The 21,809-nt window shown below is 72.8% G+C and carries 22 protein-coding genes; 11 read left to right on the top strand and 11 right to left on the bottom strand.

Annotated features, from left to right (window positions below; translation table 11 throughout):
* Nucleotide 1: 1 nt before the first annotated feature.
* The 8 genes from AB0I73_RS31685 to AB0I73_RS31650 all read right to left on the bottom strand — a co-directional run bounded on the left by AB0I73_RS31685 (nt 2) and on the right by AB0I73_RS31650 (nt 8,426).
* Nucleotides 2-712 carry a phosphoadenylyl-sulfate reductase gene (locus AB0I73_RS31685; RefSeq protein ID WP_363043161.1) on the bottom strand — a complete coding sequence of 237 codons (711 nt, stop codon included), beginning with the start codon at nt 710-712 and terminating at the stop codon, nt 2-4.
* Complete coding sequence (locus AB0I73_RS31680; RefSeq protein WP_363043159.1) at nt 709-888, bottom strand: hypothetical protein; 180 nt, start codon at nt 886-888, stop codon at nt 709-711. Before AB0I73_RS31680 ends, AB0I73_RS31685 begins: the two co-directional genes overlap by 4 nt.
* On the bottom strand, nt 885-2,582 hold the full coding sequence (locus AB0I73_RS31675; protein WP_363043157.1) for a nitrite/sulfite reductase: 1,698 nt from the start codon (nt 2,580-2,582) through the stop codon (nt 885-887). The genes AB0I73_RS31680 and AB0I73_RS31675 overlap by 4 nt, the downstream gene beginning before the upstream one ends.
* A gap of 152 nt (nt 2,583-2,734) precedes the next feature.
* Complete coding sequence (locus AB0I73_RS31670) at nt 2,735-2,818, bottom strand: putative leader peptide (RefSeq protein ID WP_310887545.1); 84 nt, start codon at nt 2,816-2,818, stop codon at nt 2,735-2,737.
* 193 nt (nt 2,819-3,011) lie between these two features.
* Nucleotides 3,012-3,584 (bottom strand): GNAT family N-acetyltransferase, encoded by a 573-nt coding sequence (locus AB0I73_RS31665; protein WP_363043155.1) that lies wholly within the window; start codon nt 3,582-3,584, stop codon nt 3,012-3,014.
* 88 nt (nt 3,585-3,672) lie between these two features.
* A complete protein-coding gene (locus tag AB0I73_RS31660) occupies nt 3,673-5,004 on the bottom strand; it encodes a hypothetical protein (RefSeq protein WP_363043153.1) in 1,332 nt (443 codons plus the stop codon).
* Between the two features lie 224 nt (nt 5,005-5,228).
* Complete coding sequence (locus AB0I73_RS31655) at nt 5,229-6,512, bottom strand: GAF domain-containing protein (RefSeq protein ID WP_363043151.1); 1,284 nt, start codon at nt 6,510-6,512, stop codon at nt 5,229-5,231.
* A gap of 276 nt (nt 6,513-6,788) precedes the next feature.
* Nucleotides 6,789-8,426, bottom strand: a complete 1,638-nt coding sequence (locus AB0I73_RS31650; protein WP_363043149.1) for an acyl-CoA dehydrogenase family protein — start codon at nt 8,424-8,426, stop codon at nt 6,789-6,791.
* A 90-nt stretch (nt 8,427-8,516) separates the two neighbouring features.
* Between AB0I73_RS31650 and AB0I73_RS31645 the strand changes: the two genes are divergently transcribed.
* The 6 genes from AB0I73_RS31645 to AB0I73_RS31620 all read left to right on the top strand — a co-directional run bounded on the left by AB0I73_RS31645 (nt 8,517) and on the right by AB0I73_RS31620 (nt 15,270).
* Nucleotides 8,517-9,677, top strand: coding sequence for a YihY/virulence factor BrkB family protein (locus AB0I73_RS31645; protein WP_363043147.1), 1,161 nt, complete (start codon nt 8,517-8,519; stop codon nt 9,675-9,677).
* A gap of 136 nt (nt 9,678-9,813) precedes the next feature.
* Nucleotides 9,814-10,869: an iron ABC transporter substrate-binding protein gene (locus tag AB0I73_RS31640; protein ID WP_363043145.1), complete on the top strand. Its 1,056-nt coding sequence runs from the start codon at nt 9,814-9,816 to the stop codon at nt 10,867-10,869.
* 5 nt (nt 10,870-10,874) lie between these two features.
* Nucleotides 10,875-12,482, top strand: coding sequence for an iron ABC transporter permease (locus AB0I73_RS31635; RefSeq protein ID WP_363043143.1), 1,608 nt, complete (start codon nt 10,875-10,877; stop codon nt 12,480-12,482).
* On the top strand, nt 12,479-13,570 hold the full coding sequence (locus tag AB0I73_RS31630) for an ABC transporter ATP-binding protein (RefSeq protein ID WP_363043141.1): 1,092 nt from the start codon (nt 12,479-12,481) through the stop codon (nt 13,568-13,570). The genes AB0I73_RS31635 and AB0I73_RS31630 overlap by 4 nt, the downstream gene beginning before the upstream one ends.
* A gap of 61 nt (nt 13,571-13,631) precedes the next feature.
* Nucleotides 13,632-14,567: an AraC family transcriptional regulator gene (locus tag AB0I73_RS31625; protein WP_363043139.1), complete on the top strand. Its 936-nt coding sequence runs from the start codon at nt 13,632-13,634 to the stop codon at nt 14,565-14,567.
* A 10-nt stretch (nt 14,568-14,577) separates the two neighbouring features.
* Nucleotides 14,578-15,270 carry a helix-turn-helix transcriptional regulator gene (locus tag AB0I73_RS31620; RefSeq protein ID WP_363043137.1) on the top strand — a complete coding sequence of 231 codons (693 nt, stop codon included), beginning with the start codon at nt 14,578-14,580 and terminating at the stop codon, nt 15,268-15,270.
* Here AB0I73_RS31620 and AB0I73_RS31615 read toward each other — a convergent pair.
* Nucleotides 15,250-15,654, bottom strand: coding sequence for a VOC family protein (locus tag AB0I73_RS31615; protein WP_363043135.1), 405 nt, complete (start codon nt 15,652-15,654; stop codon nt 15,250-15,252). The genes AB0I73_RS31620 and AB0I73_RS31615 overlap by 21 nt on opposite strands.
* An 82-nt stretch (nt 15,655-15,736) precedes the next feature.
* Entirely contained in the window at nt 15,737-16,135 is a 399-nt protein-coding gene (locus tag AB0I73_RS31610; protein ID WP_363043133.1) for a helix-turn-helix domain-containing protein, read from the bottom strand.
* Between the two features lie 113 nt (nt 16,136-16,248).
* Here AB0I73_RS31610 and AB0I73_RS31605 point away from each other — a divergent pair, with 113 nt between their 5' ends.
* The 3 genes from AB0I73_RS31605 to AB0I73_RS31595 all read left to right on the top strand — a co-directional run bounded on the left by AB0I73_RS31605 (nt 16,249) and on the right by AB0I73_RS31595 (nt 19,532).
* Nucleotides 16,249-16,656: a RidA family protein gene (locus tag AB0I73_RS31605; RefSeq protein WP_363043131.1), complete on the top strand. Its 408-nt coding sequence runs from the start codon at nt 16,249-16,251 to the stop codon at nt 16,654-16,656.
* A 161-nt stretch (nt 16,657-16,817) separates the two neighbouring features.
* Entirely contained in the window at nt 16,818-18,359 is a 1,542-nt protein-coding gene (locus tag AB0I73_RS31600) for a carboxylesterase family protein (protein WP_363043129.1), read from the top strand.
* 165 nt (nt 18,360-18,524) lie between these two features.
* Complete coding sequence (locus AB0I73_RS31595) at nt 18,525-19,532, top strand: homoserine dehydrogenase (RefSeq protein ID WP_363043127.1); 1,008 nt, start codon at nt 18,525-18,527, stop codon at nt 19,530-19,532.
* A gap of 60 nt (nt 19,533-19,592) precedes the next feature.
* Here the strand turns inward: AB0I73_RS31595 and AB0I73_RS31590 are convergent, their stop codons facing one another.
* Nucleotides 19,593-20,723, bottom strand: a complete 1,131-nt coding sequence (locus tag AB0I73_RS31590; protein ID WP_363043125.1) for a winged helix DNA-binding domain-containing protein — start codon at nt 20,721-20,723, stop codon at nt 19,593-19,595.
* Between the two features lie 429 nt (nt 20,724-21,152).
* On the opposite strand from AB0I73_RS31590, the gene AB0I73_RS31585 reads away from it, so the two are divergent.
* Both AB0I73_RS31585 and AB0I73_RS31580 read left to right on the top strand, forming a co-directional pair.
* Entirely contained in the window at nt 21,153-21,461 is a 309-nt protein-coding gene (locus AB0I73_RS31585; RefSeq protein WP_363043123.1) for a hypothetical protein, read from the top strand.
* Nucleotides 21,462-21,476: 15 nt separating this feature from the next.
* Nucleotides 21,477-21,671: a hypothetical protein gene (locus AB0I73_RS31580; protein ID WP_363043121.1), complete on the top strand. Its 195-nt coding sequence runs from the start codon at nt 21,477-21,479 to the stop codon at nt 21,669-21,671.
* Nucleotides 21,672-21,809: the final 138 nt, after the last annotated feature.

The following is a 21,809-nucleotide window of genomic DNA, read 5'->3' as shown; positions in this document are numbered from 1 at the left end:
GTCAGCCGTGCAGTCCGCACTCGGTCTTGGCGCGGCCCGCCCAGCGTCCGGCGCGGGCGTCCTCGCCCTCCAGCACGCGGCGGGTGCAGGGGGCGCAGCCCACCGAGGCGTAACCGTCGCTCAGCAGCGGGTTGGTGAGCACGCCGTGCTCGGCGACGTAGGCGTCCACGTCGTCCTGGGTCCAGCGGGCGATGGGGGAGATCTTGACCTTCTGCCGCTTCTCGTCCCAGCCGACGACCGGGGTGTCCGCCCGGGACGGGGACTCGTCGCGGCGCAGCCCGGTCGCCCAGGACAGGTAGTCCCGCAGGCCCTCCTCCAGCGGCCGCACCTTGCGCAGCGCGCAGCACAGGTCGGGGTCGCGGTCGTGCAGCTTCGGCCCGTACTCGGCGTCCTGCTCCGCGACCGTCTGCCGCGGGGTGAGCGTGACGACGTTGACGTCCATCACGGCCGCCACCGCGTCCCGGGTGCCGATGGTCTCCTCGAAGTGGTAGCCGGTGTCGAGGAACACCACGTCGACGCCGGGCAGGGCGCGGGAGGCGAGGTGGGCGACCACCGCGTCCTCCATCGAGGAGGTCACGCAGAACCGCGGGCCGAAGGTCTCGGCGGCCCACGTCAGGATCTCCAGTGCGGAGGCGTCCTCCAGGTCGCGGCCCGCCTGCTCGGCCAGCTCCCTCAAGTCGTCGGTGGAGCACTCTTCCTGAACTGCCGTCATGTCCGGTCCCCTCCCGTGTCGGGTCGCTCGAGTCCGCGGGCGAGCAGCCCGAGGAACTTCAGCCGAAAGCCCCGGTTGCACGCCCCGCACTCCCAGGCCCCCGGCCCTTCCTCGCCGGGACGCAGGTCCTCGTCACCGCAGTAGGGGCAGTAGAAGGGCGCGGCCCGCTCACTCACGACAGGGCCTCCGCATCGGCACGGGCCGCCCAGGTGGCGAACCGCTCGCCTTCCTCGCGCTCCGCCTGGAAGCGCTTCAGCACCCGCTCGATGTAGTCCGCCAGCTCGTCCGAGGCGACCTTCAGACCGCGCACCTTGCGGCCGAACGCGGGGTCCAGGCCGAGGGCACCGCCCAGGTGCACCTGGTAGCCGCTGACCTGCCGGCCCTCGGCGTCGGTGACCAGCTGCCCCTTGAGACCGATGTCCGCGGTCTGGATACGGGCGCAGGCGTTCGGGCAGCCGTTGATGTTGATGGTGAGCGGCTCGCCGAAGTCGGGCAGCCGGCGCTCCAGTTCGTCGATGAGCTCGCTGCCGCGTTCCTTGGTCTCCACGATGGCGAGCTTGCAGAACTCGATGCCCGTGCAGGCCATCGTGCCGCGCCGGAAGGGCGACGGCTTGACCCGCAGGTCCAGCGACTCCAGGGCGTCCACGAGCGAGTCCACCCGGTCCTGCGGCACGTCCAGGACGATCATCTTCTGCTCGGCCGTGGTGGAGACCCGCCCCGAGCCGTGCTCCTCGGCCAGCGCGGCGACCTTGGTGAGCAGCGAACCGTCCATCCGGCCCACCCGCGGCGCGAAGCCGACGTAGAACCGGCCGTCCTTCTGGCGGTGCACCCCGATGTGGTCGCGCCACTGCTGCGCGGGCATCTCGGGTGCCGGACCGTCGATCAGTTTGCGGCCCAGGTAGTCGTCCTCCAGTACCTGACGGAACTTCTCCGCGCCCCAGTCGGCGACCAGGAACTTCAGCCGCGCCCGGTTGCGCAGCCGCCGGTAGCCGTGGTCGCGGAAGATGGAGACGACGCCTTCCCACACGTCGGGCACGTCCGCCTCGGGCACCCAGGCCCCCAGCCGCACCCCGAACTTGGGGTTGGTCGACAGACCGCCGCCGACCCACAGGTCGAAGCCGGGACCGTGCTCGGGATGGACGACGCCGACGAAGGACACGTCGTTGATCTCGTGGGCGACGTCCAGCAGCGGGGAGCCGGAGACAGCCGTCTTGAACTTGCGCGGCAGGTTGGAGAAGCGCGGGTCGCCGATGTAGCGGCGGGCGATCTCGTCCAGCGCCGCCGAGCCGTCGATGATCTCGTCCTCGGCGACACCGGCGACGGGGGAGCCGAGCATGCCGCGCGGGGTGTCGCCGCACGCCTCCGTGGTGGACAGGCCGACCGCTTCGAGCCGTTCCCAGATCGCGGGCACGTCCTCGATGCGGATCCAGTGGTACTGGATGTTCTGCCGGTCGGTGATGTCGGCGGTGCCGCGGGCGTAGGTCTCGGCGATCTCACCGATCACGCGCAGCTGCTCCGTGGTGAGCCGTCCGCCGGTGATGCGGACCCGCATCATGAAGTACTCGTCCTCGAGCTCCTCGGGCTCCAGCACGCCGGTACGGCCGCCGTCGATCCCGGGGCGGCGCTGCGTGTACAGGCCCCACCAGCGCAGACGGCCGCGCAGGTCGTTGGGATCGATCGAGTCGAAGCCCCGCTTGGAGTAGATCGTCTCAACGCGTGTCCGAACATTGAGACCGTCGTCGTCCTTCTTGAACTGCTCGTTGCCGTTGAGCGGGGTGAAGTGCCCCGCGGCCCACTGCCCCTCTCCGCGGTGACGGCTCACCTTGCGGCGGGGGGTCGCGGCGGCAGGATTCTGCGGGCTGGCGGCCATGGCTGATACGTCCTTCGGGACAGGCGGGAGACGGCTCTGACCTGTGCATGACGAAACAGGCACAAGTGTGCGTCATTGCACGGGAGTTCAGTCGAGGAGAAGCGGAGTGGAACGGAGCGGAGAAGGGCTGTCGGGTACTGCTGAACGTGCTCTCAGCGCGCCGGACAGATGGCGCTGGACATACGGCCGAGGTCGACGTGACGCCGACTCACCAAGGCGATTCCCGTTCCAGGCATGACGGAAGCGTGGCACGGAGATCTGGACACAGTCCAGCTTCATCCATGATGCGGACGCCCCGGTCTCGGAATGAGAGATGTGGGTGCCCTTCGTCCCAGGAGGCCCGGGCGCTCCCGCCCACGCGGTCCGAGCGGGGTGGGCGGCGCCGCCCGGGTGGGGCGGGCGCGCCGTCGAGGGAGATGAACGTGCTGCTCAGGCGGGGTGGGCTCCCGGCCACGGGCCCGGTGTGGCGACCTCGGGCTCTTCCTCGACCCTGGTGTCGAACAGCCTGAAGCCCCGGCGCCGGTAGTTGTCCATGGCGTACTCGCCGTCCTTGCTGCACGTGTGCAGCCAGACCCGCCTGGTCGGCTTCAGTTCGGGCCGGCGCTCCGCCAGGTCCCAGGCCCGCGCGACACCGTACGACAGCAGGTGCCCGCCGATGCGCCGGCCCCGGAAGGCGGGGATCAGGCCGAAGTAGACGATCTCCACGACCCCGTCGTCCTGCCCCTCCAGCTCCACGTATCCCGCGGGCGTCCCCCGGTCGTAGGCCACCCAGGTCTCCACGCCGGGCCGGTCCAGGTGCTCCAGCCACTGCGCGTACGTCCACCCCAGCCGGTCGGTCCAGCGGATGTCACCGCCGACCGAGGCGTACAGGAAACGGCTGAACTCGGGGGAGGGCACCTCGGAACGGGCGATCCGCACATCCCCCTCGGGCACGGCGGCCGGCAGGAGATCGGTGGGTGCGGTCTGCTCCAGGGACCAGGTGGTCACGGCGATGGTCGTCATGCCGGAAAGGGAACCATCCGGCACGGACATCTGTCGAACGCCTGACGGACGAGGCGGCGGGGCCCCGAGGGGGCGGGCCGGACAGGCCCTAGTCCAGGGAGCGGTCGACGGAGTCCAGGGGCAGTGCGAAGAGCATGCGGCCGGACTGGGACCACACCTCACCGGTCTCCTGCCAGTAGGAGAGGGACGCCGCCGGACCGCTCCAGCAGCGGTGCGTCCCGTCCGCCCCGCACCGGGTGGGCCGCGCCCCCTTCCCGTCCTGCCGCCACAGCGTCCCGCGCTCCTCCGGCGTCCCGGTCATCCGGCCCAGGTACCAGCCCGACCCGTACGACAGCACGCTGCGCACATCCGTCAGCTCCGTCTCGTACGCCGCGACCACGTCCGCCTGCCCCACCGAGTCCGTGGCCAGCAGCCCCGCGCGGGAACGGTCGTCGTCGAACGCGTACCGCCACAGCCGGGTCGGCCCGTCGTGCTCCTTCGGCACCGCCTCGTGCGCGACCAGGCTGTCCGGCGCCGTGCTGCGGTCCAGCGAGATACCGCCCGGTTGCGGGGCGTTCACGTCGGCCGTCCGGTACGAGGCGACGGCCGGCAGTACGTACCGCGCCCCGGCCGCCGACCAGCCGCCGGGCACCCGCCCGACCGTCGCGCCGTCCACGGTGGCCCGCTGGACGCGGTCCACGTCGTACACGTACAGCGCGCTGCCGTCCCCCCGGCCGGCGGTGACCAGCAGCTTGTCCTGGTACCAGACCATGCCGGACACGGGGGAGACCAGCCCCCGGTAGTCGCGGCCGTCGTCCACCGGGACGGCGAGCTGCGCCCAGGTGTAGCGGAGGTCGTCGGGGTCGCCGGCGTCGATGAACGCGACGCGCGCGAGACCCTGACCCGGGCCGGTGCCCGCGGTCGCGGGGCCCTCCGCCGGGGTGCCGTCCGCCGCGGTGCCGCCCTGGCTCCAGCCGGAGAGCACCACACGGCTCGGACCCCAGCGGCCGTCGTCGTCGGCGTCCCCGGACGTGGTGACGGCGCCGGAACGCCAGCCCTCGACGTCGGCGCCGTCCCAGCAGTACGCACGCGTGGCGGCCGGTTCGACGGGCAGCGCCCGCCTGTCGTCCTCCGGACAGGCCGCCGCGTCCCGCAGGGAACCGTCGGTGTCGTCGAGCACGGCCCGGACGCCGACGGGCCGGCCCATCTCCGCGGAGAGCCGGTCGAGCCACTCCGGGGGCACACTGCCCTCGGTCAGCCGCAGCGGCGCGGTCTCGGCGGACGCGGTCAGCGGCTTCAGCGCCCCGGGGTCGTCGGCATCGGTGGCCTGCGAGGTGCTGATCATGGTGGCCGTCGCGGTGAGCGCGAGCGCGGTTCCGGCCAGTGTCGCCCGCAGCGCCCTGCCCCGTCTGCGACGGCGATGTCTGCCGCGATGCTTCATAACGTCCTCCCGAGGCAAGCCAACTGCTTCCGGTGGTCCGACCGTTGACCGTGGAGCAGGTGGGGTGGCCCGTAGAGGGATGCTACGGCAGGGGGACCCGCCGAGGGACGAAGACCCTGCAAATATGCGGAACACGTGACCCCGGCGGCCCGGACACGTCCCGGAGCAGCCCCCGGGACGGGGTGACGGACCGGTAACACCAACGCGGGCTCAGGGCTCAGGGCTCACGGCTCAGGGTGCCGACGGCCGCCCAGCGCCGGAGCCGTCGAGTGCGGGAGGAGGTCACGCGGGTCGTCCGGGAGGAGGACGTCCACCTCGGCATCCTCCACGAACCGGTACGGGCGGTGTTCCAGCAGACCGCCGAGATAACGCCGTATCCGGGACATCTCCGCGCGCACCGTCACCGTGCGGGCCGGATCCCCGAACACGTCCTCGGCCAGATCCGCGGCGCTGCGGCCGGCCCGCCGCACGGCCAGCAGATACAGCAGTTCGGCGTGGCGGGGGCTCAGCCTCCGGGACCAGGAGCCCGCCCCGCCGGACACCTCCACCGACCCGCCGCGCGGTCCCCGGAGATCCAGCACGATCCGGCTCGCCGCGCGGGTCACCGGCTCGTCCGCCACCCGCACCAGCCAGCCCCCGGCCAGCGGCTCCAGCGAGCACCGGCCCAGCGCCGGCAACCACCGCGTCCCGGCCGACACCGGCCCGGGCAGCGTCAGCCGGCTCTCGTACGGCATCCCGGTCACCGCGGCCGTCCACCCGTGCCGGTCCACCACCATGGCCCGCCCGTCCACCCGGGCCAGTACCGGCGCCGCCACCGCCCGCAGCCGCTCCAGCGACAGCAGATGGCGCTCCCGCAACCGGGCCTCGGCGAGCTTGGCCACCGTCTCGACCCAGGCCAGCGTGGCCGGATGCATCGTCTCCAGCGGCCCACTCACATCCACCACACCGATCAGCCGCCCGTCCCGGGGATCGGTCAGGGGAGCCCCCGCACACGTCCAGGAGGCCTGCGACCGGGCGAAATGCTCGGCGGCGGAGACCTGCACCGGCCGTCCGGCCACCGCGGGGGTGCCCACACCGTTGGTGCCGACGACGTCCTCACGCCAGTCCGCGCCCACCGCGAAACCGATGCCGTCCGCCTTGCGCAGCACCGCCGTACTGCCCTCCCGCCACAGCACCCGGCCGTCCGCGTCGGCCACCACCATGATGTGGCGGGCGACGTCCGTGAACGGCAGCAGCCCTTCCCGCATCACCGGCAGTACGTGCCGCAGCGCCGAACTCTCCCGCCGCCGCTGCACCTCCGCGCGGGACAGCAGTCCGGCCCGGACGTCGTGCTCCGGGTCGAGGCCGCTGCGCAGCATCCGCTCCCAGGACTCGGCGATCACCGGGCGGGGCGCCACGGGCGCGCGCCGCCCGGCGAGCGTCGCGCTGCGGACCTCGTTCAGCATCCGGGCCGTACGCGCCGTGTCGACGCCGGTCAGCTGCGTCACGTCCGTCGGCGAGAGCGCCACTGGTCCTCCCGGGCAAGGGCTCGGAGGGCAGCCGCACCCACGGCCCGCGGCCGCGCCCCCGAGATCCGTTCTGGCTGTCGGTCCCATGGTGCCGTGTGCCCCGGCGAGGGCGGTCAGTGCCGGCACGGACAGCAGCAAGTTGCAACCCTCTGCAACCCTGGTGGAGTGCCCCGCACTGTTCGAGACTTGAGCGACGCCGTCCCGAGCGGCGTCCACGGCTCCACGGGGCCTGTGCGGCGGGGGGTGGTGCCGTGTCGGCGCAGCACCACCCCCGCGTCACGCCGGCTCCGGCCGGGCCCGTGCCACGACCGCCGCGAGGTCGAGGGTGTGCGGCAGCGTCCCGAACGACGCGCCCCCGTCACCGCCCAGCCGGGCCGCGCAGAACGCGTCGGCGACCTGCGGCGGCGCGTACCGCACCAGCAGCGAGCCCTGGAGCACCAGCGCGAGCCGCTCCACCAGCCGTCGTGCCCGCCCCTCGACACCCTCCAGATCGGCCAGCTCGGTCAGCAGGCCCCTGATCGCGCCGTCCAGCCGGTGATCGGCCCCGCGCGCCCGACCGACCTCCCGCAGATACGCGTCCAGCGTCCCCGGCTCCCGGCGCAGCGCCCGCAGCACGTCCAGCGCCTGGACGTTGCCCGCGCCCTCCCACACCGAGTTCAGCGGCGACTCGCGCACCAGCCGGGGCATCCCCGACTCCTCCACGTACCCGTTGCCGCCCAGGCACTCCGCCGCCTCCACGACGAGGGGCGCACACCGCTTGGTCACCCAGTACTTGGCCGCCGGCACCGCGATCCGCAGCAGCGCCCGCTCCTGCTCGCCCCCGTCGTCACAGGCCGCGGCCAGCCGTAGTGCCAGCGTGGTGGCCGCCTCCGACTCCAGGGCGAGATCGGCCAGCACGTTGCGCATCAGCGGCTTGTCGACCAGCTTCCCGCCGAACGCCTCCCGGTACGCGCAGTGGTGCACGGCCTGCGCGACGGCCTGCCGCATCAGCCCGGCCGAGCCCAGTACGCAGTCCAGCCGGGTCGCCGCCACCATCCCGATGATGGTGTGCACCCCGCGCCCCTCGTCCCCGACCCGCCGCGCCCAGGTCCCCGCGAACTCGACCTCGGCGGACGCGTTGGACCGGTTGCCCAGCTTGTCCTTGAGCCGCTGGAGGAGGAACACGTTGCGCGAGCCGTCCGCGAGCACGCGCGGCACCAGGAAACAGGTGAGTCCACCGGGCGCCTGCGCCAGCACCAGGAACGCGTCCGACATGGGCGCCGAGCAGAACCACTTGTGCCCGGTCAGCTCGTACGCGCCGTCCTCGGCCAGCGGCCGCGCGGACGTCGTGTTCGCGCGTACGTCGCTGCCGCCCTGCTTCTCCGTCATGGCCATCCCGAAGAGCACACCGGCCTTCTCGTGGGCCGGCCGCAGGCCCCGGTCGTACACCGGCGACGTCAGCCGCGGCTCCCACTCGGCGGCCAGCGCCGGGTCCGCGCGCAGGGCGGGCACGGCCGCGTGCGTCATCGACAGCGGGCAGCAGGTGCCGGCCTCGACCTGCGTCCACACCACGAACGCCGCCGCCCGCCGCACGTGCCCGCCCGGCTGCCCCCACGCGCCCGTCAGCCCCGCCGAGACCCCCTTGCCGAGCAGCCGGTGCCACGCCGGATGGAAGTCGACCTCGTCGATCCGGTGCCCGTACCGGTCGTGGCTGCGCAGCCGCGGCGGGTTCTCGTCGGCGAGCACCCCCCACTCCTGCACCTGCGTGGAACCGGAGGTCCGGCCGAGTCCCGACAGTTCGGACCGGCCCTCCTCCAGCACCGCCGGGTCCAGATGCCGCTCGACCGCCTCCGTCAGCGCCCGGTCGGCGGCGAAGACGTCGTACTGCGTCAGCGGCGGTGCCTGGTTGGTCACGGTGTGGGTGCTCCCTGCCATGACGACGAACCTACCCGCCGCCCCCGCCACCCATCTCACCTCGTGACCCTTCGGGTGAGGGCGGCCGGGCACGGCGGATACCTTTGGGTCGTGCAGCCAGCAAGCGAATCCCCCGACGCGCCCTCCGGTCGACTTCACAGGGCCCGCGCCCTGTATCGCAATGTCTCCAAACGCAAGACCGTCTGGCTGCTGCTCAAGGACACCGTCAACTCCTGCATGGAGTACCGCATCCTGGGCCTGGCCGCCGAGGCGGCCTTCTTCACCCTGCTGTCGGTGCCCCCGCTGCTGCTCAGCATCATCGGTCTGCTCGGCTACGTCGACTCCTGGACCGGCGCCGACACCATCCAGAGCCTGCAGACCAATCTCCTCGAGGCGTCGCGCGCCGTGCTGTCCGACCGGGGAGTGAAGCAGATCGCCGAGCCGATCCTGCACGACGTCACGAAAGGCGGCAGGCCCGACGTCATCTCCATCGGCTTCCTGTTCGCCGTGTGGTCGGGCTCCCGCGCGGTGAACGTCTTCATCGACACCATCACCGTGATGTACGGCCTCGACGGGGTGCGCGGCATCGTCAAGACCCGCCTGGTGGCCTTCCTGCTGTTCATCGCGGCCCTGCTGATCGGCTCGGTCGCGCTGCCCCTGATGGTGGCGGGCCCGGACGCCGTCGTCCGCGTCGTCCCCTGGTCGGCGACGCTCGTGCAGATCCTGTACTGGCCGGTGGTGATGCTGTTGTCGGTCGCCTTCCTGACCACGCTCTACCACGTCTCCGTACCCGTGCGGTCCCCGTGGATCGAGGACGTGCCCGGCGCCCTGGTCGCCCTCGCCATGTGGGTGATCGGCAGCATCCTGCTGCGGATCTACCTGACCAACACCGTCGAGGGCCCCACCATCTACGGCTCCCTCGCGGCCCCCGTCGCCGTCCTGCTGTGGATCGGCGTGTCCGCCTTCGCCGTGCTCGTGGGGGCCGCGGTCAACGCCGCCATCGACCGGGTCTGGCCGGCCGCCGCGACGGCCGCCGCCCGCGAGACCAACGAGCGGCTGCGGCAGGAGCAGGTCGCCGAGTACGTCGCCCGCACCTCCGCCGCGGCCGGCGACGAGGCCGACCCGGACATGCCCGCCGAGTTCCCCGAACGCTGGTCCCGCTTCCTGCCCCCCGAGGACGTCACGGCCCGCCTGCGCACCCACGTGAAGAACAGCCACCACCACCCGAGGAACGGAGAGGAGCAGACGGGACCGCCGGACGACGAGAAGTGAGGCCGAACGTCCGGCGGCGACGAATCCCACCAGGACGCACCAGATCCCGGTTCGGTCACGGAGAACGGGACGGAGTTGCTTCTTAGGTAAGGCAAACCTTAAATAGGTCTGACCCGCACCTTGGAAAGGCTTTGTCATGAGACGTCCCTCCCTCCGCACGATCGGGGCCCTCGCCGCCTCAGCCCTGTTCGTCCCCCTGGCGACCGCCTGCGGTTCGGACGGCAAGGGAACAGGCTCCGGCACCGAAGCCGGGGGAAAGGACGGGGGAGGGACGCTCGTCGTCTACTCCGGCCGCAGTGAGGACCTCGTCGCGCCGCTCATCGAGAAGCTGGAGAAGACCACCGGCTCCGAGGTCGAGGTGCGCTACGGGGACAGTGCCGAACTCGCCGCCCAGCTCCTCGAAGAGGGCGACAGGACCGACGCGGACCTCTTCTTCTCCCAGGACGCCGGCGCACTCGGCGCCCTGGGCAAGGAGGGCCGTCTCGCGGCGCTGCCGCAGAAGTCCCTCGACAAGGTCGACAAGGCGTTCCGCGCGGAGAACGGCGACTGGATCGGTGTGTCGGGGCGGGTCCGCGTCATCGCCTACCACGGCGACAAGGTCGCCGAGGCACCGGACAGCGTGCACGAGCTGACCGAGCCGAAATGGAAGGGGAAGGTCGGCTACGCGCCCACCAACGCCTCGTTCCAGGCGTTCGTGACCGGCATGCGGGTCCTCGAGGGCGACGACGCCACGCGCAAGTGGCTGAAGGACTTCCAGGCCAACGAACCTCAGGTGTACGAGAAGAACGGCGCCGTCCTCGACGCCGTCGACGACGGCAAGGCCGAACTCGGTCTGATCAACCACTACTACTGGTACGAGAAGGCCGCCGAGGTGGGCGCGGACAAGCTCAAGGCCAAGCTGCACTTCCCGACGAAGGGCGACCCGGGCGCGCTCGTCAACGTCGCGGGCGTCGGGGTCATCAAGGGCAGCGACCGGAGCGCCGCCGCGCAGAAGGCCGTCGACTTCTTCCTGGGGAAGGAGGCGCAGACCTACTTCGCCGACGAGACCCACGAGTACCCGCTGGCCGCCGGAGTCACCGGCGAGGACGACCTTCCGCCGCTCGACTCCATCGACGCGCCGGAGATCGACCTGGGCCGGCTGGAGTCCCTCCAGGTCACGCTGGAGATGCTCCAGGAAGCCGGGATGGTCTGATCGATATGAGAAGTTCGGGTACCCGAGGCCACCAGGCCCCGCCGGCACCCGCCCGTTCCGCCCCGGGCCCGGACGACGCCCCCGCACCGTCCAGGCCCGGGCGCGCCGGGCGCAGACCGCCGCTCCTCCTGCTGGCCCTGGCTTCGGCAGCCGCGGCCCTGGCCCTGCTCCCGCTGGTCTACCTGGCCGTACGGGCCGTGGAGCGAGGCCCCGAGTACGCGTGGAACGTCGTCGCGACCGACCGCACGCTGGAACTGCTCGCCCGGAGCGTCGGTCTGGCCGCCGTGGTGGTGACCGCCTGCCTCGTCCTGGGCATCTCCCTCGCCTGGCTGACCGTCCGCACCGCGCTGCCCGGTCGGCGCGCGTGGTCGGTGCTCGCCACGCTGCCGCTCGCCGTGCCCAGCTACGTCGCGGCCTTCGCCTGGATCTCGGCGCGCCCCGACCTCGCCGGGTTCAGCGGTGCCGCCCTCGCGCTCACCCTGGTCAGCTACCCGTACGTGTATCTGCCGGTGGCCGCCGCACTGCGCGGTGTCGACACCGCCCAGGAGGAAGCGTCGCGCGCCCTGGGGCACGGGCCCTGGAGCACGTTCCGCCGGGTCACCCTGCCGCAGCTCCGCCCGGCCGCGGCCGGTGGCGGGCTGCTCGTGGCGCTGTACGTCCTCTCCGACTTCGGGGCCGTGTCGATCATGCGGTACGAGACCTTCACCCGGGCCATCCACACGTCGTACAAGGCGAGTTTCGACCGTACGCCCGCAGCCGCCCTCAGTGTGGTGCTCGTCCTGATGACGGTGCTGCTGGTCGCCGCCGAGGCGCGCACCCGCGGCCGTGCGGGCCACGCCCGGACCGGCGGCGGCACGGCCAGGCCCGCACCCCCGATCCCGCTCGGCCGACTGAAGTGGCCCGCACTCGGCTGGTGCTCGGCCGTCGCCGCGGCCGGGGTCGCCTTCCCGGCCGGGACCCTCGGGTACTGGCTGGCGGTCGGCAACTCCCGTACCTGGGACCCGCGGGGACTGCTGGAGACCGGGGGGACCACACTGCTCGTGGCGGCCCTCGGCGCCGTGCTCACCACGTGTCTGGCCCTCCCCGTCGGCGTGCTCGCCGCCCGCCACCGGGGCCGCGCCGCGCACCTGCTGGAGCAGGCCGCGTACGCGGGCCACGCCGTGCCCGGGATCACCGTGGGCCTCGCGATGGTCTTCCTCGCGGTGCGGTTCGCCTATCCGCTGTACCAGGAGCTGCCCCTGCTCGTCGCCGCCTACGCGGTGCTGTTCCTGCCGGTCGCCGTGGGCGCCACCCGGGCAGCGGTCCTCCAGTCACCACCCGTGCTGGAGGACGTCGCCCGTTCCCTCGGGCGGGGTCCTCTGGGCGTCCTGCGTGAGGTCACGGTCCCGCTCGCCGCCCCCGGTATCGCCGCGGGCGCCGCCCTGACCTTCGTGGTCTGCATGAAGGAACTCCCGGCGACCCTGCTGCTTCGACCCACCGGCATGGACACCCTCGCGACCCGCCTGTGGACCGAGACCGGAACCGGCTCTTACGCCGCCGCCGCTCCGTACGCGGCCGTCCTCATCCTGATCGCCGCCGTTCCCTCGTACCTCCTCGGAAGGCACCGCGCATGACCGACCTGCGGATCACCGGGCTCACCAAGTCCTACGGACCCGGCGCCCCCGTCCTGAACGGGATCGACCTCTCCGTCCCCGCGGGGCGGCTGGCCGCCGTCCTCGGGCCCTCGGGCTGCGGCAAGACGACCATGCTGCGCATCGTGGCCGGCTTCCTGCGGGCGGACGCGGGAACGGTCGAGATCGGCGGGCGGACCGTCACCGGACCCGGCACCCACCTGCCCCCGGAACGACGGCGCATCGGCATCGTGCCGCAGGAGGGCGCCCTGTTCCCGCACCTGAGCGTGGCGCGCAACGTCGCCTTCGGGCTGGCGGGCTCCTCCCCGGCCGAACGCCGTCGGCGCACCGGGGACATGCTCGACCTCGTCGGCCTGCCCGGCTACGGCGACCGGATGCCCCACGAACTCTCCGGCGGCCAGCAGCAACGCGTCTCGCTGGCGCGGGCGCTCGCCCCGGAACCCGCGATCGTCCTGCTCGACGAACCGTTCAACGCGCTCGACAGCGGACTGCGGGCAGGCGTACGGGCCGATGTGCGCGCGGCGCTCAGGTCCACCGGGGCGACGGGCGTCCTCATCACCCACGACCAGCAGGAGGCACTCTCCACGGCGGACCTCGTGGCGGTCGTCAGAGCGGGCAGGGTGGCCCAGTGCGGAACCCCGCAGGACGTCTACCACAGGCCGGAGGACCCCTGGGTGGCTGCTTTCGTCGGTGGCGTCGTCCTGCTTCCGGGCACCGCCAGGGGCACGACCGTGGACACCGCCCTGGGCCGCATCCCGTTGGAGACCCCGGTGGACGACGGTGCCGGAACGGTCGTGCTGCGCCCCGAACAGCTCACCCTCGGCGCACCGTCCGACCAGGCTCCCCACGGCACGGTGGCGGACGTCTCCTTCCACGGACCGGACACGCTGGTGACGGTGGCGGTGACCGGACTGGACTCACCGGTGCACGTCCGTGTCCCCGGGCCGGTCGCTCACCGCCCCGGCGATCCGGTGAGCCCGGCCGTCACCGGCACGGCGACCCTCCACCTCCCCCGGCGGGACGGCTACGAGTGCGTGGTGGGCGGGTACGGTCCCATGGCCACCGTCTGACCGGTGCGGGACGTCGAGCGGGCGCGCGGGGGCACGCCGGCCCCGCGCCTACGCTGACCCCATGGACGTTCTCACCGGCCTGCTGGAAGGCCCCCGCGCCCGTGGGGCGTTCATGATCAGGGCGTGCTTCGACCCGCCCTGGTCGGTCCGGATCGAGGACCGCGCCCCGCTGACCGTGATGCTGCTCGTCCGCGGTGACGCCTGGATCGTGCCGGACCGCGGCGACCGGCTGCGGCTGCGCCCCGGCGACCTCGCCATCGCGCGCGGCCCCGACCCGTACACCTGCGCCGACGACCCCGGCACCGCGCCGCAGGCGCTGATCCTGCCGGGCGGCGAGTGCCACCACCCCGACGGACGCCCCCTGAACGGTGTCATGGACCTCGGTGTCCGCGCCTGGGGCGACCGGCCCGACGGCGAGACGGTCATGCTGATCGGCACCTACCGGATGCGGGGCGAGCTCGGCGGCCGGCTCCTCGACGCGCTGCCGCCGCTGCTCTCCCTCACCGCCGACGACCGGCACCGCCCGCTCACCCCGCTCCTCACGGCGGAGGTCGTGCGGGACGAACCCGGTCAGGAGGTCGTCCTCGACCGGCTGCTCGACCTGCTGGTCATCGCCGCCCTGCGGGCCTGGTTCGCCCGTCCCGAGGCGGCGCCGCCCGCCTGGTACGAGGCGCTGGGCGACCCCGTCGTCGGCCCGGTGCTGCGCCTCCTCCAGGACGACCCCGCCCGCCCCTGGACGGTCGCCGCGCTCGCCGCGAAGGCCGGCGTCTCGCGCGCCGCGCTGGCCCGCCGCTTCACCGAACGCGTCGGCGAACCCCCGATGACGTACCTCACCGGCCGACGCCTCGCCCTCGCCGCGGACCGCCTCCGCGACACCGACGACACGATTGGCACGATCGCCCGCCACGTCGGCTACGGCAGCGCCTTCGCGCTGTCGACCGCCTTCAAACGGGCGTACGGGGTCAGCCCGCAGGAATGGCGGACGCGGGCCGCGTAGCGTGGGCGGGGTGTACAGCGAGCGCGCGTCACGGCTGCCGGGCGCGGTCGTGTGGACCAACACCCCGACCGGCACCGGAGCGGGCCGGGTACTGCCCGACGGCTGCATGGACCTGCTCTGGCACGACGGACGCCTGCTGGTCGCGGGCCCCGACACCCGCGCCCACCTCACCGAGGGCGACGCGACCCGCCCCTGGGCGGGCATCCGCTTCCACCCCGGCACCGCCCCCGCTCTGCTGGGCGTCCCCGCGCACGAACTGCGCGACCGGCGCCCCGACCTGGCGGACCTGTGGCCGGCGGCGCAGGTACGCCGCCTGACCGCCCGGGTGAACGCCGCGGCCGACCCGGCACGCGGTCTGGAGGACCTGGCCCTGCGACGGGCCGCCGAGGCCGCGCCGCCCGACCCGGTGCTGCTGCGGCTCGTGGCCGCCCTGGACGCGGGCCGCCCGATCGCCGCAACCGCCGACGAACTCGGCCTGAGCGCACGCCAGTTGCACCGACGATCGCTCACCGCGTTCGGCTACGGCCCCAAGACCCTGGCCCGCATCCTCCGCCTCCACCGAGCCCTCGCCCTGGCCCGCACGGGTGTCCCGTTCGCGGAAACGGCCACCCGCACCGGCTACGCGGACCAGGCCCACCTCTCCCGGGACGTACGGGACTTGACGGGCCTGCCCCTGAGCAAGCTACTGGCCGCCCGCCGCTAGCGGTGCGAACAGGTCGATCCCGTTGCCGTCCGGGTCGAGCACCACGGCGTACCGCTGGCCCCACACGGCGTCCCACGGCTTCAGCTCGCTGCCGCACCCGCTCGCGACCAACTCCTCGTACAGCGCGTCCACTTCCTCCGGACTGTCGCAGCGCAGCGCGAGGGAGGCCCGCCCTCCGCCCGAAGGCGGCTCCCACCCGGTGTGGAACGACCGGACCACCCCCTCGGTGTCCAGCAGCAACCGCAGCCCGCCGGGCAACTCGGCCTCGGCGTGCCCCTGTTCCTCGGCCCCCTCGGGGAACGCGAACCCGAGCCGCCGATAGAAGGCGACGGAGGCGCCCATGTCGGAGACGACCAACCCGATGGCATCAAATCGTGCACTCATGGAGCCACCGTAGGCACGCCCCGGCCCCCCGGTCTTGAAGGAATCGGACGCGGCCTACCGGTACGGGGACCCGCTCGGCCGGTCAGCCGGAAGCCGCGGGGCCGGACCCGAAGCGGCTGCGGGACGCCTCGATGTCGCCGAGGTGGCGGTGCGTCCAGTCGCACATGGCGTCGACCGTCGCCCGCAGGGCCGCGCCCGGTCCGGTGAGCGTGTACTCGACCCGCGGCGGCACCGTCGGGTACACATGCCGCTCGACCAGACCGTTGCGCTCCATCATGCGCAGGTTCTGGGTGAGCATCTTGTGGCTGATGCCGTCGATCTCCTTGCGCAGTTCCCCGAAGCGCAACGTGCCCTCACTGAGCGCCTCGATGATCAGCAGCGCCCACTTGTTGGCGATGTCCGAGAAGATCTCCCGTGCCAGCGAGTCCGCGCGCGTGAGGTCCGCGTCCTCGGGCGAGCCCCTGAACTGCTTGGTCACCATGCGGTTCCCCCGTCACCGAAAAGTGCGTTCTTCCATGTCAGCATCCACTCTCTTACGGTTCCCAAGTAACTGCAAGAGAGCACGAGTGCTCATGACACGAGGAGGCGGGCATCATGGCCGTCACGCTGTCGAACCCGGTCGGACTGCCGGAGATCGACGCCTACCGGCAGGTGGCGGTCGCGAGCGGATCCCGGATGGTCTTTCTCGCCGGGCAGGTCGCCTGGGACGCCGACGGTGTCGTGGTGGGGGCGGGCGACCTCGCCGCGCAGGTCGAGCAGTGCTACCTCAACGTCGCCACCGGGCTGGCCGGGGTCGGCGCCGCCTTCGACGACGTGGTGAAGCTGACCGTGTACGTCGTCGACTGGAGCCCTGCCAAGTTTCCCCTGTTCATGGAGGGCGTGTCGCGGGCGGCCGAGAAACTGGGCGGCATCCCGGTCCCGCCGGGGACGCTGCTGGGGATCGCCGCGCTGGACGTGCCGGAGCACCTGGTGGAGGTGGAGGCGATCGCGGTGCTGGACTGAGGTGGGCGGAGCGGGGTCCGGGGCCGCGGGGATGACCGCCGGGACGGCACCGGAATACCGATGAGCGGCCCGGCGCTCTTGTGGTACTGGAGACGCTGCGAAGGGCTGGTGGGCAGATGGCGGCAGACGATCGGGCGAACCCCGGGACCCCCGTGGCCCGCATGAGACCCGTGGTCAGGACGCCGTACGGTGCCGTACGCGGCAGGTGGGAAGAGGAGATCGCCGTGTTCCGGGGCGTCCCGTACGCGGCGCCGCCGTTCGGCCCCCGCAGATTCCGGCCGCCCGTCCCGCCGGACCCCTGGGACGGCGCACGGGACGCCGACGCCTTCGGCCCCACGGCCCCGAAACCCCCGTACTCCGAAGCCTTCGCGCGCTATCTGGCTGATCCGTCCGTCGCCGGCGACGACTGTCTCAACCTGAACGTCTGGACCCCCGACCCGTCCCCGGCAGCCCGGCTGCCGGTGCTGGTGTGGCTGCACGGAGGGGCCCTGACCAGGGGTTCCTCGGCGGTACCGGTGTACGACGGACGGGCCTTCGCCCGTGACGGCGTGGTGTTCGTGTCGGTCAACTACCGGCTCGGCGTCGAGGGCTACGGCCTCTTCCCGGACGCCCCCGCCAACCCGGGCCTGCGCGACCAGCTCGCCGCCCTGTGCTGGGTCCACGAGTCGGTCGCGGCCTTCGGCGGCGACCCCGACCGCATCACCCTGGGCGGCCAGTCCGCCGGGGCGATCAGCACGGGCGCGCTGATCGCCGCCCCGCAGACCCAAGGCCTGGTCCGGCGGGCCGTCCTGCAGAGCGGACCGCCCGAGGCGTCCGATCGGGGCAAGGTACGGCGGGTGGTGCGCCGCATGGCGAACCGGCTGAAGGTCCCCGCGACCGCCGAGGCCTTCGCCGCCGTCGACCGCGAGCTGCTGCTGCGCACCCAGGCCGAGGTGGGGCGCCTCAGCAGCCCGGTGCTCGGCGGGCCCGCCTTCGGCATAGTCGTCGACGACGACCTCGTCCCGTGCGACCCTCTGGAGGCACTCACCGACGGCGGCGCGGCCCCCGGCGTCGACCTGCTCACCGGATGGACCACTGACGAGTACCGGCTGTGGCTGGTACCGGGCGGGCTCCTGGAACGCGTCGACCGGCTCGGCGCGGTCGCCCTGGCCGGAGCGATGGCCCGCTGCCACTGCGGCAGCGAGGTCCCGCGCGGCTACCGCGCCCTGCGCCCGGACGCCGGCACTGCCGAGATCGTCGGGCAGTTGGTCACCGACCACCTCCTGCGCATCCCGCTCCACCGCCTCGCCGACGGCCGCGAAGCCCCCTCGTACGTCTACGAGTTCGCCTGGCCCTCCAACCGCCCCGGCATGGGCGCCTGCCACGCACTGGAACTCGGCTTCGTCTTCGACAGCGGCGACGAGCCCGACGCGCGCAGACTCGCGGGCGAGGGCGCACCCCGGGAGCTGGCCGAGGCGATGCACGGTGCCTGGGTGCGCTTCGTCTCCGACGGGGAGCCGGGATGGGAGCGCTGGGACGCGAGCCGCCCGGTCCGCGTCTTCGACGACGCCCCTCCGGCCACCGTGCACGGCCCCCGGGACCGCGAACTGGCCCTGTGGACCACACCCCCGCCCCCCACCGAGCAGCCCCCGCCCCCCGCCCCCTTGGAACTCCGCTCGGTCATCAGCCGCCTGCGCCGCAGTGGTGTGCTCCGGCGGCACTGAGGGGCGGGGTCCCGGCGAACGGGACGCAGGAGCACCTGCCCGCCGGCCACCGCACTCCGGCTTCGGCTCCCTTCCTGCGCGAGGCCGGCCCTTCCCCCCGGGGGCATCACGAGGGAATGCGAGGCTTGACCTCCCGTACGGCGTGCCGAGGAGGAGCAGGGAACCATGCGTGAAGTGAGCCGGGCCGATGTGGTGCTCTCCGGATACGGTCCGGTCGGCCGGGCCTTCGTCGAGTACCTGGCTCGGCAGCGGGACGAGCTTGCCCGTCGGCACGGTGTACGGGTGAACGTCGGTGCCGTCCGGGCGAGTTCCGGACAGTGCCGACTCCGCGAGGGCGAACCCGTGCCGCCCCGCCCGGCGTGGAGCCCGCTGGTCTCGCTGGAGGAGACACTCGACCGGACCGCTGCCCGCGTGTTCGTCCAGGCGATCCCCTCCTCACCCCGACTCCGCCTGCACGCCGCGGAGGAGGCCGTGATCGCCCTGCGCAGAGGGGTCCATGTGGTCACGGCCACCAAGAGCCACCTGCTCAGCCACTGGCGGGACCTCGACGAAGCGGCCCGCGCGGCCGCCGCCATGATCAGGATCTCCGGGGCGACGGGAGCCGCTCTGCCGGCGGGGGACCTGTCCAGGACCTCGTTGCGAGGCTTGGGCTGCACGACGATCCGGGCCTGCCCGAACGGCACCGCCACGTTCGTCCTCGACCGCCTCGCCGCGGGCGACTCACTGGGTGAGGCGGTTCGGGAGGCTCAGCGCCGCGGGATCGCGGAAGCGGATCCCTCGTCCGACCTGTCCGGTGAGGACGCCGCCACGAAGGTGCGGCTGCTGGCAGCGCTGGCCTGGGGATGGGACCCGGCGTCCGTACGGGTGGAGGCGGAGCCGGTGGACGAGGGCACTTCCCGGGCGGCGTCGGCCGCGGTCTCCCGAGCGCGTCGCCTGCGGGCCGTGGCGAGCGCATCCGTGGACATGCCCCGCCTGGTCCGCGTCCGACTGGAGGAGACGGAGCCCGGTGACCCCCTGCACGCGCTCGTCGGACCGGAGAAGGCCGTGGTGTTCGGCTGCCCCGATGCCGGCGACGTGATCGTCAGCGGGGGACGGTCGAGTCCCCTGGGCGCCGCGCTCGCCCTGGTGAAGGACACCATCGAGGTCACGGCTCCCCGAACCGGGTTCCTCTGACACGTGATGCGCGGGGGACCCGCGCTTCTGCTGTGGGAGGAGACAGAGCGGGCAGGACGGTCAGCCCTTGACGATCCTGCTCTCGACACCGGGAATCCCCTTGTCCCACCAGTGCCCGTAGCGCCGGTAGACGGCGGGATCACGGTCGGCGAGCAGTACGGACAGCTGCTCCGCCTCCTCGGTCAGACCGTGCCACGCGGCCTTCGTGAGTGTGCGGAACGCGGTCAGTTCCAGGCCGCCGTCAGTCGCGCGCCACACTCCGGCGACCTGCCCGTCAACGAGCAGGCAGGGCAGCATGTCGCCGTTGCGCCGTACGACCGACGGCCGGTATTCCTGCGGCAGGAGCCGCCCGGGGACGGCGTGGGCCAGCATCGTGCTGTCCCACATCGGCAGCAGCCTCGGCGGCACCGGGGTGTCCTCGGCGGGCACGGTGGCGTCCGCGAGGTCGAACAGCGGGGCGCGGCCCGGACCCGCCACCCGCACCACCCGGTCGCCGAGCTCCCGCAGTGCCTGGGTGACAAATGGGCGCCCCAGCAGGGTGAACCGCGCGAAGTCCCGGGCCGACGCGGGCCCGAACGCCCGTAGGTGGGCGAGCAGCAGCTGCCGCACCCCGGCCGCCGCGTCCTGGGGCGCGTATGCGGAGGCTGCGAGGTAGGCGTTCCGCTGGGTGAACGACCACGGGCCGCCGGTCGGCGCATGATGGATCGGCGCGTACGTCCGCAGCGCCCACCACACACGGTGCGCGTGCTCGCCGAACCGCCCCGTGACCTCCTCCTCCACCTCGGCGCCGGTGCGGGGCCGTGCCAGGAACCCGGCAAGCTCCGGCAGCAGCGCGTCGGCGTCGGCGGGGGCCAGCGCTGTCGAGGTGAAGCGGCGGTCGTACAGCCGCGACGCCCGCAGAGTGCTCAGCATGGCGGCGTGGTGGTGTGCGTAGTCCTCGGCGTGGACGGCGTGCAGCGTGATCCGCATGAGGGTCGCCTTGACGATCCGGCGGTCCGCGAACGCCGCGTCGAGATCCTCGGGCGCGAAGTCCTGCAGGCGGTTCCACAGCGCAAGGTACGGCGACGCCGGCGTCTGCGCCTGGATGGCGCAGATCCGCCGGACCGCCTCCGCCACATCGAGACGCCGGCGTTCGAGGAGGAATTGACGGTCCAGAGTGGCCAGGACGAGTTGCCGCGGGGTGAGGGGCACACCCGGATCATGCCGCGCCCCGGCCGTCCAGGAAGCCGTTCCTGCCGGATCGCCACAAGCACTTGGGTCCCAGAGGTGACACACCTGCCCGAAAAACCGTGAGCACTTCGCCCACCACTGTCCGGATGCCGCTCATTCGAGCGCTCAAGTGGCATTCGCCTGGTGACTGTTCACGCTGTTCACGCTTTTCACCGAGGCGTCGGCCATCCTCCGTTGCGCAGGTCCCGCACAGACCCGACCCCGGCGTGCGCGGCCGCGTCGTCCGCCGGTGACCGCCGACACCGCCTTCCACCAGGCCGCCGCGTGGCCCCCTCCTGAGAAGCCGGGTGCCGGGCAGGACCAGGAGGCCGGGCGGTCAGGGAAGACGCGTCCACCATTGCGGCCCCGGGCTTCTGAGATGATCATCGCCGGAGTGATCAAGGGGGGCGCGTGTCCACGTTCTTTCTGGTGGCCGGTTCGGCGATGGCGCTGGTGCTCGGGGCGGCGGGAGCGGTGGCGCTGGTGACCGGCCGGATCGTACTGCCCTGGTTCCAGGGCGGTGTGAGCCGTCCCGGACTGTGGGGTGCCGGCGCGCTCCTGCTGGCCGGAGGCCTCGCGGCCACGCGCCGCATGCCCTCCGGGGGCAACATGCCGCTCGTCCTGGTCGGGCTCTCCCTGATGACGGCGGCGCAGCTCCTCGAGGAGCCCCGGCAGACACGCTCCGGCCGGACCGTGAGGTCCGCGAACCGTTCGAAATGATTTCCGAGGATGCCGATGTCGCGCGACTTCACCGAATCCGTGATCCGCACGCTGGGGGAAGCCGGGAACGCTCCCGCGTCCGCTGCGGCATGGGACGACCTGGAAAGGGAACTGGGCGTTCGGCTGCCCGACGACTACAAGGAAATCGTCGGCAGGTACGCCCCGGTCCAACTGAACGGTCACCTCTTTGTCAACTTGACCCGGCCCTGAAGGACCGGGCTTGGAGGTAGCGCCCAACCGGCTGCCGGGTGGACTCCTCCGTCCAGACACCCCGTTATGGGGTGGCAGGGACGCGTGACTCACGCCCCGCATTCCACACGCTCTCGCCACGGGTGGCGATGTTGTGGG

Source organism: Streptomyces sp. NPDC050388, from assembly GCF_040655635.1.
Lineage (GTDB): Bacteria > Actinomycetota > Actinomycetes > Streptomycetales > Streptomycetaceae > Streptomyces.
This window is presented reverse-complemented; position numbering and strand designations above follow the sequence as displayed.